Source organism: Streptomyces sp. NPDC031426 (genome assembly GCF_055581585.1).
Genome location: NZ_JBVIJE010000014.1, coordinates 93163 through 107582, shown reverse-complemented (window position 1 = coordinate 107582; position 14420 = coordinate 93163). Strand labels below are relative to the sequence as shown.

Annotated in this window: 13 protein-coding genes; 3 read left to right on the top strand and 10 right to left on the bottom strand. The window is 71.4% G+C overall.

Annotation, left to right across the window (positions count from 1 at the left end):
- The first annotated feature begins 156 nt into the window (after nucleotides 1-156).
- Nucleotides 157-1257, top strand: coding sequence for a citrate synthase 2 (locus ACZ5NH_RS27540; RefSeq protein ID WP_388630494.1), 1101 nt, complete (start codon nucleotides 157-159; stop codon nucleotides 1255-1257).
- A gap of 52 nt (nucleotides 1258-1309) precedes the next feature.
- Here the strand turns inward: ACZ5NH_RS27540 and ACZ5NH_RS27535 are convergent, their stop codons facing one another.
- The 10 genes from ACZ5NH_RS27535 to ACZ5NH_RS27490 form a co-directional block, all read right to left on the bottom strand.
- Nucleotides 1310-2356: an isopenicillin N synthase family dioxygenase gene (locus ACZ5NH_RS27535; protein ID WP_468778905.1), complete on the bottom strand. Its 1047-nt coding sequence runs from the start codon at nucleotides 2354-2356 to the stop codon at nucleotides 1310-1312.
- 241 nt (nucleotides 2357-2597) lie between these two features.
- A complete protein-coding gene (locus tag ACZ5NH_RS27530) occupies nucleotides 2598-3038 on the bottom strand; it encodes a hypothetical protein (RefSeq protein WP_468778903.1) in 441 nt (146 codons plus the stop codon).
- Nucleotides 3039-3072: 34 nt separating this feature from the next.
- Nucleotides 3073-3693 (bottom strand): TetR/AcrR family transcriptional regulator, encoded by a 621-nt coding sequence (locus ACZ5NH_RS27525; protein WP_388630503.1) that lies wholly within the window; start codon nucleotides 3691-3693, stop codon nucleotides 3073-3075.
- Nucleotides 3694-3697: 4 nt separating this feature from the next.
- On the bottom strand, nucleotides 3698-4432 hold the full coding sequence (locus tag ACZ5NH_RS27520) for an enoyl-CoA hydratase family protein (RefSeq protein WP_468778901.1): 735 nt from the start codon (nucleotides 4430-4432) through the stop codon (nucleotides 3698-3700).
- On the bottom strand, nucleotides 4429-6000 hold the full coding sequence (locus tag ACZ5NH_RS27515; RefSeq protein ID WP_468778899.1) for a 4-coumarate--CoA ligase family protein: 1572 nt from the start codon (nucleotides 5998-6000) through the stop codon (nucleotides 4429-4431). Before ACZ5NH_RS27515 ends, ACZ5NH_RS27520 begins: the two co-directional genes overlap by 4 nt.
- 29 nt (nucleotides 6001-6029) lie before the next feature.
- Nucleotides 6030-7190 (bottom strand): acyl-CoA dehydrogenase family protein, encoded by a 1161-nt coding sequence (locus ACZ5NH_RS27510; RefSeq protein WP_388630512.1) that lies wholly within the window; start codon nucleotides 7188-7190, stop codon nucleotides 6030-6032.
- Nucleotides 7191-7197: 7 nt separating this feature from the next.
- Nucleotides 7198-9051 carry an acetyl/propionyl/methylcrotonyl-CoA carboxylase subunit alpha gene (locus ACZ5NH_RS27505; RefSeq protein ID WP_468778897.1) on the bottom strand — a complete coding sequence of 618 codons (1854 nt, stop codon included), beginning with the start codon at nucleotides 9049-9051 and terminating at the stop codon, nucleotides 7198-7200.
- An 8-nt stretch (nucleotides 9052-9059) separates the two neighbouring features.
- Nucleotides 9060-10658, bottom strand: a complete 1599-nt coding sequence (locus ACZ5NH_RS27500) for an acyl-CoA carboxylase subunit beta (protein WP_468778895.1) — start codon at nucleotides 10656-10658, stop codon at nucleotides 9060-9062.
- Nucleotides 10655-12331, bottom strand: coding sequence for an acyclic terpene utilization AtuA family protein (locus ACZ5NH_RS27495; RefSeq protein WP_468778893.1), 1677 nt, complete (start codon nucleotides 12329-12331; stop codon nucleotides 10655-10657). Before ACZ5NH_RS27495 ends, ACZ5NH_RS27500 begins: the two co-directional genes overlap by 4 nt.
- Nucleotides 12328-13122, bottom strand: a complete 795-nt coding sequence (locus ACZ5NH_RS27490; RefSeq protein WP_468778891.1) for a TIGR03084 family metal-binding protein — start codon at nucleotides 13120-13122, stop codon at nucleotides 12328-12330. Before ACZ5NH_RS27490 ends, ACZ5NH_RS27495 begins: the two co-directional genes overlap by 4 nt.
- A gap of 118 nt (nucleotides 13123-13240) precedes the next feature.
- Here ACZ5NH_RS27490 and ACZ5NH_RS27485 point away from each other — a divergent pair, with 118 nt between their 5' ends.
- Nucleotides 13241-14086, top strand: a complete 846-nt coding sequence (locus ACZ5NH_RS27485; protein WP_468778889.1) for a helix-turn-helix domain-containing protein — start codon at nucleotides 13241-13243, stop codon at nucleotides 14084-14086.
- Nucleotides 14046-14240, top strand: a complete 195-nt coding sequence (locus ACZ5NH_RS27480) for a DUF397 domain-containing protein (RefSeq protein WP_468778887.1) — start codon at nucleotides 14046-14048, stop codon at nucleotides 14238-14240. The genes ACZ5NH_RS27485 and ACZ5NH_RS27480 overlap by 41 nt, the downstream gene beginning before the upstream one ends.
- The last annotated feature ends 180 nt before the right edge of the window (nucleotides 14241-14420 follow it).

Genomic DNA, 14420 nt, shown 5'->3' with positions numbered 1-14420 from the left:
GCCGTATCGAACGCCACTGGCACTCAGTGTCGTACGGACTCCCCAAGTCTGGCACCGGGGGTTATGGTGCTGGTTCCCTTGCGGTTTTGGGTGACCACCGGTCGAACGGGGCATCACCGGGGTGACCGCCGCCGAACCATCTCAAGGAGCCGCCTGATGTCCGATTTCGTACCCGGGCTCGAGGGAGTCGTCGCGTTCGAGACGGAGATCGCCGAGCCGGACAAGGAGGGTGGCGCCCTGCGGTACCGGGGCGTCGACATCGAGGATCTGGTCGGTCATGTCTCGTTCGGGAATGTGTGGGGGCTGCTGGTCGACGGGGCGTTCAATCCCGGTCTGCCGCCCGCCGAGCCGTTTCCGATCCCGGTGCACTCCGGTGACATCCGGGTGGACGTGCAGTCGGCGCTCGCCATGCTGGCGCCGGTGTGGGGGCTGAAGCCGCTGCTCGACATCGACGAGGGACAGGCGCGGGAGGATCTGGCGCGGGCCGCCGTGATGGCGCTGTCGTACGTCGCCCAGTCGGCGCGCGGGCAGACGCTGCCGATGGTGCCGCAGCGGGAGATCGACAAGGCCAGGTCGGTGGTGGAGCGGTTCATGATCCGGTGGCGGGGTGAGCCGGATCCCAAGCATGTCGCCGCCGTGGATGCCTACTGGACGTCCGCGGCCGAGCACGGGATGAACGCCTCGACCTTCACCGCGCGGGTCATCGCCTCCACCGGGGCGGATGTCGCCGCCGCGCTGTCGGGGGCGGTCGGGGCGATGTCCGGGCCGCTGCACGGGGGTGCGCCCTCGCGGGTGCTCGGGATGATCGAGGAGATCGAGCGGACGGGGGATGCGGAGGCGTACGTCAGGCAGGCCCTGGACCGGGGTGAGCGGCTGATGGGGTTCGGGCACCGGGTGTACCGGGCGGAGGATCCGCGGGCGCGGGTGCTGCGGCGTACGGCGCGGGAGCTGGGCGCGCCGCGGTTCGAGGTCGCCGAGGCGCTGGAGAAGGCCGCGCTGGAGGAGTTGCACAACCGCCGGCCGGATCGGGTGCTCGCCACCAACGTGGAGTTCTGGGCCGCGATCGTGCTGGACTTCGCCGAGGTGCCGGCGCACATGTTCACGTCGATGTTCACGTGCGCGCGGACTGCCGGGTGGTCGGCGCACATTCTCGAGCAGAAGCGGACGGGACGGCTGGTGCGGCCCTCGGCCCGGTATGTGGGGCCCGGGCCGCGCCGGCCGGAGGACATCGAGGGGTACGGGGAGATCGCCCGCTGAGCGGGACCCAGCCCCCCGCGCCCCTGAAAATCGGGCCCTTCGGGCCCGATTTTCATGCTGCCGCAAGCAGACCCGCATGGTGCCTCTCCGCGACCAGCGGATGCGCCCTCAGCTTGCCCTTGAGTTCGTTGTAGCCGTACTCGGCGTACAGGGGGTTCGCCGGGTCGGTGGTGATGCCGGGGGCCTCGGAGGCGTGCGGGAAGGGCAGGGGCTCCACCCTGGCGTCCAGGCGCGGGTTGTAGAAGAACGGGACGGAGAAGCGTTCCGTGGCGCCGGGCGGGCTGACCACGCGGTGGTTGGTGGCGATGAGGTAGCCGTTGGTGGCCACTTCCAGGAGTTCGCCGAGGTTGACGACGAAGGCGCCCTCGATGGGCGGGACGTCGTGGAAGAGGCCGTCCTCGCGCTGGACCTGGAGGCCGCCGACGGTGTCCTGGAGGAGCAGGGTCAGGAAGCCGTAGTCCTTGTGGGCGCCGACGCCCTGGTCGGTGCCGTCGCCGGCGCTGCCGGGGTAGCGGACGAGCTTGAGGTGCGGGTGGGCGTGGGCGCCGAAGACCGGGTCGTAGAAGTCGGCGGGGGCGCCGATGGCGGCGAGGAGCTCGTGCAGGAGGCGGTCGGCGACTGTGCTGAGCCTGTCGATCCAGGCGAGGGCGGCGGTGCGCAGTTCGGGGAGGGCGACGGGCCACTGGTTGGGGCCCTGGAGCCACCAGTACGGGGGTTCGCCGGGGGCCGGGACGCGGGCGGGGCGTTCGGCGCCTATGTCGAGCTGGTCGCGCCAGTCGCGGGCGCCGGCGGTGCGTTCGTCGCCGGTGCGGGTGTAGCCGCGGAAGTGCGGGGAGTTCACGTTGTCGAGGGCGAGCCGGTCGGCCTCGGGGAGGGTGAAGAAGGCGCGCATGGCGGTGAGCAGCGCGTCGGTCTCGGCCTGGGTCACGCCGTGTCCGACGAGCTGGAAGAAGCCGACGTCGTGGGCGGCGCTGTGCAGCTGGGCGTGGAGCAGGGCGCGGGCCTGGGGGCCGCGGTCGGCGGCCGACAGGTCGATGATGGGGAGCTGGTCGTACGACGGGGTCGTCGTGGGGTGCGTCGATGCGGTGTGCGTCGTCATGGGTGCGTCCACGGGGTGTGTGGGCCACGGGCAAGCCACCGAGGGTGTGGGCGGCGTCGCCCCGGGTGCCGTAAGAAGATGCCGTAAGAAGGCGGGAGAAAAGAGGCTGAATCAGGCCGAAGGCCGACAGCCCATGCTCGTGACGCGCACGTAGTCCACGTGGCGGCGGCGAACGAGCATCGGAAGCATGCGGCAAGGGTACTGCCCGGTGCCGGATACCGGTGTGGCCTGCTTCACGGGGTCAGAGCTTGCCCAAGCCCAGGTGGGCGAAAGCGAAGTGGTCGTGGGCCCAGGTCCGGTCCGGGAGCGGGACCGAGGTGGCGCAGGCGGGGCAGGTGACGTCGGCCGCTCCGGTCGTGTGCCAGCGGTCCACAGCCGTGCCGTACGGCTCCCAGGCCGTGTCGATCCGGTCGTACTCGTCGGTGTGGCCTCGGGTAGTGGTCGTGCAGCGGGGGCAGCGGACCCACTCGGGCTCGCCGTGGTCGCCGTGGAAGCTCGTGCGCCCGGTGTGGACGGTCAGGCCGTCGGACGGTTCCCAGTCGACGTCTGCCGGGTCGACGGCCCGGTCCCAGTGCGGGCCGGGCAGGTGGTGGCCGAAGGAGCGGTCGGTGCGCTCGACGAGCCGCGGCGCCTCGGCGGCGGTGGCGTCCAGGTCGACGATCGTCTGAAAGTGGTCCCCCATGCCCGCTACCGTGGCCGCCGCCACTGACAGCGGCTCAGCCGAGGGCCTGTTCCAGCAGCTCGGCCCATTGGGCGACGACTCGGGCGCGGCGGGCGGTGTCGTCGGTGAGGAGGTTGGCGAGGCCGAGGCCGCGGGCCATGTCGAGGAGGCCCTGGACGGTTTCGCGGACGCCGGGGCGGGTCTCGTCGGCGCCGAGGAGGTCGACCGCGATGCGGTGGGTCTCCCGGCCGACGCGGGCCTCCAGTTCGGTCACGCGGGTGCGCAGCTGGTCCTCGTTGGAGGCGGCGACCCACAGGTGCAGGGCGGCGCGGAAGAGGGGTCCGGTGTAGAGGTCGACGAGGGCGGCGACGACGGCATGGCGGTTGGCGGGGCCGGACGGGAAGAGTTCCCGGAGGGCGGTGGAGCGTTCTTCGGCGACGTATTCGACGGCGGCCGTGAAGAGGTCCTCGCGGGTCGGGAAGTGGTGCTGGGCGGCGCCGCGGGAGACTCCGGCGCGTTCGGCGACGACGGCGACGGTGGAGCCCGCCCAGCCGTGTTCGGCCAGGCAGGCCACGGCGGCCTCCAGGAGCCGCTGCCGGGTGGCCCGGCTGCGGTCCTGCTTGGGCGCCCGGTCGCGTTCCCTGGACACGCGGTCGTGTTCCGCCGTCGTGCTCATGTGGTCACACCGCCCATGCCGCGTCCCGTCTTTCCAGGAAGGCCGTCATCCCCTCCCTGGCCTGGTCGGAGGCGAACAGCCGGGCCGAGAGGGCGGTCAGGTCCGCCGCGTCCCGGTCGAATGTTTCCAGCACCCTAGCCGTGAGCAGCCGTTTCGTCTCGGCCAGGGCCTGGGGTGCGGACTGGCGCAGTCCGTCGAGGATCGGGGCGAGGGCGTCGTCGACGTCGTCGCCGGTGACGGTGAGGAGCCCGGTGCGTACGGCCTCGCGCGGATCGAAGCGTTCCCCGGTGAGGTAGTAGCGGGCCAGGGCGCGCTGGTCGGCGCGGGGGATCACCGGCAGGGAGATCACCGCGGGTGCGACGCCGATGCGGACTTCGGTGAAGGCGAAGGTGGCCGTGCTGGAGGCGGCGGCGATGTCGCAGGCGGCGAGCAGGCCGAGGCCGCCCGCGCGGACGTGTCCGGTGATGCGGGCGACGACCGGTTTGGGCAGTTCGACGATCTGCCGGAGCAGGGCCACGAGGGCCTCGGGCCCGGGCGGGTCGCGCAGGTCGGCGCCGGCGCAGAAGGTGTTGCCGGTGTGGGTGAGGACGACGGCGCGTACGTCGGGGTCCTTGCCGCATTCGGTGAGGGCCTCGGCGAGGCCGGAGACCAGGGCCGCGGAGAGGGCGTTGCGGGTGTCGGTGGAGTCGAGGCTGAGGGTTTCGACGGCACGCGCGTGTGTACGGCTGATCGGCGTCACGGCAGCTCCCTCAGTTCCCGGCGCAGGATCTTGCCGGAGGCGGCGCGGGGGACGATGTCGATGAAGGTGACCTGGCGGACCCGTTTGTAGGGTGCCACCCGTTCGGCGACGTACAGCATGATCTCGCTCTCCGTGAGTTCCTCGGCGGCATCCGCCCGGCGGACGACGAAGGCGTGCGGGACCTCGTTGCCGTCGTCGTTGTAGCTGCCGATGACGGCGGCGTCGGCGATGCCGGGGTGGGTGAGCAGCAGGGCCTCCAGTTCGGCGGGGGCCACCTGGAAGCCCTTGTACTTGATGAGTTCCTTGACCCGGTCCACGACGAAGAGCCAGCCGTCCTCGTCGACGTGCCCCACGTCCCCGGTGTGCAGCCAGCCGTCGGCGTCGATCAGCGCGGCGGTGGCGTCGGGTCGGCCGAGGTAGCCCTTCATCACCTGGGGGCCGCGGATCAGGATCTCGCCGCGCTCGCCGGTGCCGAGGTCCTTGTCGGGGTCGTCCAGGGAGACGATCCGCATCTCGGTGCCGGCGATGAGCCTGCCGACGGTGCCGGCGGGGGCGTCGTGCAGCCGGTCGAGGGGGACGACATGGGTGCCGGGGGACAGTTCGGTCATGCCGTAGGCCTGGCCTATCGGGGGCAGGCCGAGCCGCTGTGCGCAGGCGCGGGCGAGGTGGGCGTCCAGCGGGGCGGCGGCGCTGAGGACGTACTTCAGGGAGGAGAGGTCGTAGCGGGCGACCGCCGGGTGCTTGGCGAGGGCGAGGACGATCGGCGGGGCGACGTACAGGCCGGTGATGCGGTGGGTCTCGATGGCCGCGAGGAAGGTCTCCAGGTCGAAGCGGGGCAGGACGACGACCGTGGCGCCCTTGCGCAGGGGCGCGTTCATGAGGGCGGTGAGGCCGTAGATGTGGAAGAAGGGCAGGACGGCGAGGATGCGGTCGCCGGGGGTGGCCGGGACGGCGGGTTCCAGCTGGGCGAGGTTGGTGGCGATCTGCCGGTGGGTGAGCATCACGCCCTTGGGGATGCCGGTGGTGCCGGAGGAGTACGGCAGCGCGGCGATGTCCTCGGCCGAGTCGAAGACGTGCTGCGGCTCGGGTGCGGTCGTGGCGAGCATGTCGATGAGCGACCGGTGCCCGGGCGCGCTGTCGCACACGAAGATCTCCCGTATGCCGCCTGAGAGTTCGGCGGCGCGGCGGGCCGTCTCCAGCAGGGGTGAGACGGTGACGATCCAGTGGGCGCCGCTGTCGCCGAGCTGTTTGGCGAACTCCTCGGGCGTGGCGAGCGGGTGCACCGTGGTGACGGAGGCGCCCGCGCGTGTGGCCGCGTAGAAGGCGGTCGGGAAGGCGATGGTGTTGGGGCTGTGCAGGGCGAGGACGTCGCCCTTGCGCACGCCCGCGTCGGCGAGACCGGCGGCGACGCGCCGGTGGAACCGGTCCAGCTGCTCGTACGTGAGCGTGGTGCCGTCCGTGCCGTCGATGAGGGCGGGGCGCTCGCCGAACTCATCGGCGCGGCCCAGGACGGCCTCGTGGATGGGGAGTGCTACGGGCGGGACGTCTGCGTACTCGCTGCGGAACACGGTTCCTCCAGGACGGTCGGCGCGGCCGCCTAGTACGACTTGGGCAGGCCCAGCGTCTGATGGGAGACGTAGTTGAGAATCATCTCGCGGCTCACCGGGGCAATACGAGCCACGCGTGCGGCCGTTATCAGCGAGGCGAGCCCGAACTCGCGCGTGAGCCCGTTGCCGCCGAGGGTGTGCACGGCCTGGTCGACGGCCTTCACGCAGGCCTCCCCGGCCGCGTACTTGGCCATGTTGGCGGCCTCGCCCGCGCCGATGTCGTCACCGGAGTCGTAGAGGTGGGCCGCCTTCTGCATCATCAGCCGGGCCAGCTCCAGGTCGATGTGCGCCTGCGCCAGGGGGTGGGCGATGGCCTGGTGGGCGCCGATCGGGGACTTCCAGACGGTACGGTCACGGGCGTACTCGATCGCCTTGGCGAGCGCGTACCGGCCCATCCCGACGGCGAACGCGGCGGTCATGATCCGCTCGGGGTTGAGTCCGGCGAACAGTTGCAGCAGACCGGCGTCCTCGTCGCCGACGAGCGCGTCGGCGGGCAGCCGTACGTCGTCCAGGACCAGCTCGAACTGCTTCTCGGCGGCGGCCAGTTCCATGTCGATCGGCCGTTTCTGGAAGCCCTCGGCGTCGGTCGGGACGATGAACAGACAGGGCTTGAGGCGTCCGGTGCGGGCGTCCTCGGTACGGCCGACGATCAGGACGGCGTCGGCCATGTCGACACCGGAGATGAAGACCTTGCGGCCGGTGAGCAGCCAGTCGGCGCCGTCGCGGCGGGCGGTGGTGGTGATGCGGTGGCTGTTGGAGCCGGCGTCGGGTTCGGTGATGCCGAAGGCCATGAGACGGGTGCCGTCGGCGATTCCGGGGAGCCAGGTCTGCTTCTGGGCCTCTGTGCCGAAGCGGGAGATGACCGTTCCGCAGATGGCCGGGGACACGACGAGCATGAGCAGGGGTGCGCCCGCGGCACCCAGCTCTTCGAGGACTATGGAGAGTTCGGCGATGCCGCCGCCTCCGCCGCCGTAGGCCTCCGGCAGGTTGACGCCGAGGTAGCCGAGCTTTCCGGCCTCGGACCAGAGTTCGGTGGGGGGCTTTCCGGCGGCGACCGTCTGGACGAGGTAGTCGCGTCCGTAGCGCTTGCCGAGGGCGGCTACCGCTGAGCGGAGGGCTTTGTGCTCTTCGGTTTCGATGACGGGAGACATGAGGCTCCTAAGAAGAGGTTTCCTGCACTACGGCGAGCAGCGTTCCGGGTTCCACCTGCCGGCCGGTCCTGGCGTGCAGCGCGGTCAGAGTTCCGGTGACCGGTGCCGAGATCTGGTGCTGCATCTTCATCGCCTCCAGCCAGATGAGGCCCTGACCGGCCTGAACCGTTGCCCCCTCCGCCAGGCCATCGGCGATGCGGACGACCGTGCCCGGCATCGGCGCGAGCAGGGAACCGGGGGCGAGCTGGGCGGTGGGATCGGGGAAGCGGGGCAGGGCCGTGAGGCGGGTGGTGCCCACGTACACCTCGTCGCCGTAGCGTGTGATCCTGAACTTCCGTTCCACACCGTCCACTTCGAGTACGACCGCACGCTCTTCGGCGTGCACGACCCGTACCCCGTCCGCAGCCAGGCCCTCCCTCGTGTGCCAGTAGCGGACCTCCTGCTCCTCCCCCGCCACCGCGTACCGCTTCACCTGCGGCTGTGAGGGCAGGTTGCGCCAGCCGCCGAAGCGGGAGCGGCCGTGGGCGTCGGCGAGGGCGGCGGCGAGGGGGGCGTACGGGTCGGGGGCGGGCTCGGTCAGTGCGGTGAGGTGGCGGTCGTAGAAGCCGGTGTCCATGCGGCCGCTGGTGAACTCCTCGTGGCGCAGGGAGCGGACCAGAAGGTCGCGGTTGGTGGCCGGGCCGTGGATCTCCGCGCGCTCCAGCGCTCCGGCGAGCCTGCGGATCGCCTCCGCGCGGGTGGCTGCGTGGGCGACGACCTTGGCGAGCATCGGGTCGTAGTGGACGCCGATGGTGTCGCCGTCGGTGTAGCCGGTGTCCAGGCGGACCCCGGCCGGTACGGCGAGGTGGTGCAGGGTGCCGGTCTGCGGGGCCCAGTCGTGGGCGGGGTCCTCGGCGTACAGGCGGGCCTCGATCGCGTGGCCACGCGCGCGTGGCGGGTCCTTTTCGAGGGTCCCGCCCTCCGCGATCCGGATCTGTTCGGCGACCAGGTCGATGCCGAACGCCTCCTCGGTCACGGGGTGCTCGACCTGGAGGCGGGTGTTCATCTCCAGGAAGTGCGCGCGGCCGTCGGCGACCAGGAACTCGACGGTGCCGGCGCCGACGTAGGCGACGGCGCACGCGGCCTGCACGGCCAGCGCGTACAGGTCCTGCGTGAGCCCCTCGGAGAGGCCGGGCGCCGGGGCCTCCTCGATGACCTTCTGGTGGCGGCGCTGAAGGGAGCAGTCGCGGGTGCCGAGGGGCCAGATCGTGCCGTGGGTGTCGGCGAGGATCTGCACCTCGACATGGCGGCCGTGCTCCAGGTAGGGCTCGATGAACACCTCGCCGTCACCGAAGGCGCTCGCGGCCTCGGCGCGTGCGCTCTCCAGTGCGGCGCTCAATTCCTCCAGACGGCGCACGATCCGCATTCCCCGCCCCCCACCGCCGGCGGCCGCCTTCACCAGCACCGGCAGATCGGCCTCCGTGACCTGCGCCGGGTCGAGGGGCGCGAGACCCATCAGCTCCTTCGCGCGGGTCTTGGACGCCATCGCCTCGATGGCCTCCGGCGGCGGGCCGATCCAGGTCAGGCCGGCATCGAGCACGGCGCGGGCGAAGTCGGGGTTCTCGGAGAGGAAGCCGTAGCCGGGGTGCACGGCGTCCGCGCCGGCGGCGAGGGCCGCCTTCACGATCAGATCACCGCGCAGATACGTCTCGGCGGGCGCCGCGCCCGGCAGCCGTACCGCCGTGTCGGCCACGCGCGCGTGGAGCGCGTTCTCGTCCGCGTCCGAGTGCACGGCGACCGTCCGGATTCCCAACTCACGGCAGGTGCGGAAGATCCGGCAGGCGATCTCGCCCCGGTTGGCGACGAGCAGAGTCGAAATCACGTGATCCCTCACATCCGGAAGACGCCGAAGCCGCCGCGCGCGCCCTCGTAGGGCGCGGTGTGGAGGGCCGACAGGCACAGGCCGAGGACGGTGCGGGTGTCGCGCGGGTCGATGACCCCGTCGTCGTACAGCCGCCCGGACAGGAACATCGGCAGCGACTCGGACTCGATCTGCTGCTCCACCATGGCGCGCAGGGCGGCGTCCGCGTCCTCGTCGTACGGCTGCCCCTTCGCCGCCGCCGACTGGCGGGCGACGATCGACAGCACGCCCGCGAGCTGCTGCGGCCCCATCACGGCGGACTTGGCGCTCGGCCAGGCGAACAGGAACCGGGGGTCGTACGCACGCCCGCACATGCCGTAGTGCCCGGCGCCGTACGACGCCCCCATGAGCACGGACAGGTGCGGGACCCTGCTGTTGCTGACCGCGTTGATCATCATCGATCCGTGCTTGATGATCCCGCCCTGCTCGTACTCCTTGCCGACCATGTAGCCGGTGGTGTTGTGCAGGAAGAGCAGCGGGATGTCGCGCTGGTTGGCGAGCTGGATGAACTGGGCGGCCTTCTGCGACTCCGCGCTGAAGAGCACGCCCTGCGCGTTGGCCAGGATGCCGACCGGATATCCGTGCAGGGCGGCCCAGCCGGTGACCAGACTGGTCCCGTACAGCGGCTTGAACTCGTCGAAGTCGGAGGCGTCGACGATCCGGGCGATGACCTCGCGCGGGTCGAAGGGGATCTTCAGATCGCCGGGGACGATGCCCAGCAGTTCCTCCGGGTCGTACTTGGGCGGCTCGGCGGGGCCGGGATCCGGGTAGGCCTTGCGGTGGTTCAGCCGGGCCACCACCCGGCGGGCCTGGCGCAGGGCATCCGGCTCGTCGACGGCGAAGTAGTCGGCGAGGCCCGACACGCGCGCGTGCATCTCGGCGCCGCCCAGGGACTCGTCGTCGCTCTCCTCGCCGGTGGCCATCTTCACCAGCGGGGGCCCGCCGAGGAAGACCTTCGCCCGCTCCTTGACCATGATCACGTGGTCGGACATGCCGGGGATGTAGGCGCCACCGGCGGTCGAGTTGCCGAAGACGACGGCGACGGTCGGGATGCCTGCGGCGGAGAGGCGGGTCAGATCGCGGAAGATGGCGCCGCCCGGGATGAAGATCTCCTTCTGGGACGGCAGATCGGCCCCTCCCGACTCCACCAGGCTGATGCAGGGCAGCCGGTTGGCGCGCGCGATGTCGTTCGCCCGCAGGGCCTTCTTCAGGCTCCACGGGTTGCTCGCGCCGCCGCGCACGGTCGGGTCGTTCGCGGTGATCAGGCACTCCACGCCCTCGACCACGCCGATGCCGGTGACGATCGAGGCGCCGACCGTGTAGTCACTCCCCCAGGCGGCCAGCGGGGACAGCTCCAGGAAGGGCGTGTCCGGGTCGAGGAGCAGCTCGATCCGCTCCCGCGCGAGCAACTTGCCGCGTTTCCGGTGCCGTTGCACGTACTTCTCGCCGCCGCCCGCGAGCGCCCTGGCGTGCTCGGCCTCCAGTTCGGCGAGCTTGGCGAGCATGGCCTCGCGGTTGGCCCGGTAGTCGGGGCCGGCCGGGTCCAGGGCCGAGGTCAGGGTGGTCACAGCAGGGCCTCCGGGATGTCCAGGTGGCGGGAGCGCAGCCATTCGCCGAGGGCCTTGGCCTGCGGGTCGAAGCGGGCCTGCGCGGCGACGCCCGCGCCGAGGATGCCCTCGACGACGAAGTTGACCGCGCGGAGGTTCGGCAGCAGATGCCGGGTGACGGGCAGGTCCCGGCTCTCGGGGATCAACTGCCGGAAGCTTTCGGCGGTCAGCTCGTGCGCGAGCCACCGCCAGGCCTCGTCACTGCGCGCCCAGACGCCGACATTGGCATTGCCGCCCTTGTCCCCGCTGCGGGCCCCGGCGACCAGGCCGAGCGGTGCGCGGCGGGTCGGCCCGGGCGGAAGGGGATCGGGGAGGGCGGGTTCCGGTACGGCGTCCAGGGGCCGGGTCTCCTGGGGCGGCGCCACGGGGACACGCCGTCCGTCGTGGAGGACGGCCATATGGTCGACGGCGCCATGGGGGACGTACACATCCTCGAAAACCCCATAAGGCGAGCCCTTCCCCGGTGGGGAGAGCACATGGAAGCCCGGGTAGCTGGCCAGCGCCAGCTCCACGGCAGCGCCGCTCAGCGCCCGCCCGACGACCCGCTCGTCCGCGTCCCGTACGACGAGCCGCAGCAGTGCGCTCGCGGTCTCCTCGGTGTCGGCGTCGGCCCGGTCGGTGCGCACGAGTTCCCAGCGGACCTCGGCGGGCGGCGACTTGGCGAGCACGTCGGAGAGCTGCGCCCGCACCAGCTCGGCCTTCGCCTCGATGTCGAGTCCGGTGAGGACGAAGACGACCTCGTTGCGGAAGCCGGCGAGCCGGTTGAGGCCGACTTTCAGGGCCGGCGGCGGTGCCTCGCCGCGCACGCCCTCGATCCGCACCCGGTCCGGCCCGTCCTGGCTCAGCCGTACGGTGTCCAGCCGGGCGGTGACATCGGGGCCGGCGTACCGGCCGCCACCGGTCTCGTACAGCAGCTGCGCGGTGACCGTGCCGACGTCGACCAGGCCGCCGGTGCCGGGGTGCTTGGTGATGACACTGCTGCCGTCGGCGTGGATCTCGGCGAGCGGGAAGCCGGGCCGGCGTACGTCCCCCTCCCGGAAGAACGCGTAGTTTCCGCCGGTGGCCTGCGTCCCGCACTCCAGCACATGCCCGGCGACGCCAGCCCCCGCGAGCCGGTCGTGGTCCGTCCGCGCCCACCCGAAGTGGGCGGCGGCGGGCCCGGTGACCAGGGCCGCGTCCGTCACGCGCCCCGTGACGACGATGTCCGCACCGGCCCGCAGACACTCGGCGATGCCGAAGCCGCCGAGGTAGGCGTGGGCGGCGAGGGCGCCGGGGTGGGAGGCGGTGAGGTCGTCGCCCTCGACGTGCGCGACGCGGACCGGGATGCCGAGGCGGCCGGCCAACTCCCGTACGGCATCGGCGAGTCCGGCCGGATTGAGCCCGCCCGCGTTGGTGACGATCTTCACCCCGCGCTCATGGGCGAGGCCGAGGCAGTCCTCCAGCTGGCGCGGGAAGGTGCGGGCGTAACCGGCGCCGGGGTCCTTCAGCCGGTCGCGGGCGAGGATCAGCATGGTGAGTTCGGCGAGGTAGTCGCCGGTGAGGACGTCGACCTCGCCGCCGGTCAGCATCTCGCGCAGGGCGCCCGTGCGGTCGCCGTAGAAGCCGGAGAAGTTGCCGATGCGGAGGCCGGTCACGCCGGGTCCTCCTTCGGCGGACGGCCGCCGCCGGGCGGGCCCGCGAAGGCCTGGGCGATGTCCAGCCAGCGGTCGGCGTCCGGGCCGACGGCCGTCAGGGCGAGGTCGGCCCGGTGGGCGCGCTGGGTGACGAGGAGGCAGAAGTCGAGAGCGGGGCCGGTGACGCGTTGCGGGGCGTTCTCCGGGCCGTATGCCCACGTCTCCCCCGTCGGTGCGATGAGTTCGACGCGGAACTCTTCGGCGGGAGGGGTGAGCTGGTGGACGGTGTAGGCGAAGTCGCGTGTGCGCACCCCGAGTCGGGCCACATGCCTGAGCCGGTCGGTGGGTGGGCGGACCACACCCAGGGCGTCGGCGATGTCCAGGCCGTGGGCCCAGGTCTCCATGAGGCGGGCGGTGGCCATGGAAGCGGCCGACATGGGTGGGCCGTACCAGGGGAAACGGGCGCCGGGCGGTGCGGTGCGCAGGGCCCGGTCGAGGGCGGTGCGCCCCTCACGCCAGGCCGACAGCAGCTCGACGGGCGCGAGCCGGGCGCCTTCCTCCGCGCCCTCGTCCACGAAGGAGTCGGGGGCGGCGAGCGCCTTCTCCACCAGCGCCTGGAAGGCGTCCGCGTCGGTGACGGCGAGCAGGGCCGAGTGGTCGGTCCAGGCAAGATGCGCGATCTGGTGGGCGAGGGTCCAGCCGGGGGCGGGGGTGGGCAGTGCCCACTGCTCGGGGCTCAACTCGGCCACGAGCAGGTCGAGGTCCTCGCTCTCGGCACGCAGGTCGTCGATGACGGGCGTCGGGTCGGCCATGGGGGGAGCATGGCAGTGCGGGCAGAAACAATCAAGCACGCTTGCATGAATTTGTTTTCCACAGGCCGACTCCTGCATGCACGCAGGTCACTACTCTCGGTGAACGGAGGTGGTGAAGGTGAACATCCGCAAACTCGATCCCAGTGCATCACCGTTGGACTACTACGGCTATGAGCTGCGCAGGGCACGGGAGGCCGCAGGGCTGACATTGAGCCAGCTGGGCGCGATCGTCTTCTGTACCGGCTCGCTGATCGGTCAGATCGAGACGGCGGCGAAGGTGCCTCAGCGCGAGTTCTCCGAGCGGGTGGATGCGGCGCTGGGGACGGACGGGTTGTTCTCGCGGCTGGTCGGGCTGGTGTTGCGGAGCCAGTTGCCGAGTTGGTTCCAGCCGTATGCGGAGATGGAGGCGAAGGCCGCGTACATCTACACATACCAAGCCCAGTTGGTCTACGGGCTTCTCCAGACAGGGGCCTACGCGCGAGCGGTGCTGAGCACCCGGGACGATGGCCGTCTCGAGGGAAGGGTCGCCGCCCGCCTGGAGCGTCAGCGCATCCTGGACCGTGAGCAACCGCCGGTGACCTGGGTGATCTTGAGCGAGGCCGTACTGCATCAGGAGGTCGACGGCCATGAGGTCATGCGGGAGCAACTGGCGCACCTGTTGCATCTGCAGAAGCGCAGGTGGCTGGAGATCCAAGTGTTGCCCTTCGAGGCCGGAGCCCATACCGGCCTGCTCGGCTCATACACGCTTCTCCGGTTCGACAAAGACCGGGACATCGTCTACACCGAGGACTTCGTTCAGGGACACATGACGGCCAATCCGGAAGCTGTCAGGGAAGGTTCGGTCCGTTACGATCATCTGCAGGCCGCCGCGCTCTCCGTGGACGACACGGCGGCGTTGATCGCCCGTGTGATGGAGGAGCGTTATGGAAACGAACCGCAACCTGACGGGCACGATATGGCGTAAGTCGTCGTACAGCGGCGACACCGGAGGCGAGTGCGTCGAGGTCGCCGATCTCACCCCCGCCATAGCCATCCGTGACTCCAAGCACCAGCAGGGGCCCGCCCTCCTCTTCCCCACCCGCGCCTGGTCGGCCTTCGTGCAGTCGGTCAAGGGCTGAAGCGACGGATCAGCCCCCGGCCGGAAGCGGCCGGGGCTGGGATGCGCTGCGTGGACGATCGGCCCCGTCGGCGAATTCACTCCGCGCCGACCGCCCGCCACCTGCTTGTCCAGGAAGGCGGGACGGTACCCGACGAAGCGGAGGTCGTCCGGCAGCACCTCCCCCGCCGCTGCGAGGACG

What these genes read in the sequence shown, in the direction of transcription:
- ACZ5NH_RS27535 (WP_468778905.1), bottom strand. Translation starts at nt 2,356, where the DNA reads ATGACGACGCACACCGCATCGACGCACCCCACGACGACCCCGTCGTAC.
- ACZ5NH_RS27540 (WP_388630494.1), top strand. Translation starts at nt 157, where the DNA reads ATGTCCGATTTCGTACCCGGGCTCGAGGGAGTCGTCGCGTTCGAGACG.
- ACZ5NH_RS27525 (WP_388630503.1), bottom strand. Translation starts at nt 3,693, where the DNA reads ATGAGCACGACGGCGGAACACGACCGCGTGTCCAGGGAACGCGACCGG.
- ACZ5NH_RS27530 (WP_468778903.1), bottom strand. Translation starts at nt 3,038, where the DNA reads ATGGGGGACCACTTTCAGACGATCGTCGACCTGGACGCCACCGCCGCC.
- ACZ5NH_RS27480 (WP_468778887.1), top strand. Translation starts at nt 14,046, where the DNA reads ATGGAAACGAACCGCAACCTGACGGGCACGATATGGCGTAAGTCGTCG.
- ACZ5NH_RS27510 (WP_388630512.1), bottom strand. Translation starts at nt 7,190, where the DNA reads ATGTCTCCCGTCATCGAAACCGAAGAGCACAAAGCCCTCCGCTCAGCG.
- ACZ5NH_RS27490 (WP_468778891.1), bottom strand. Translation starts at nt 13,122, where the DNA reads ATGGCCGACCCGACGCCCGTCATCGACGACCTGCGTGCCGAGAGCGAG.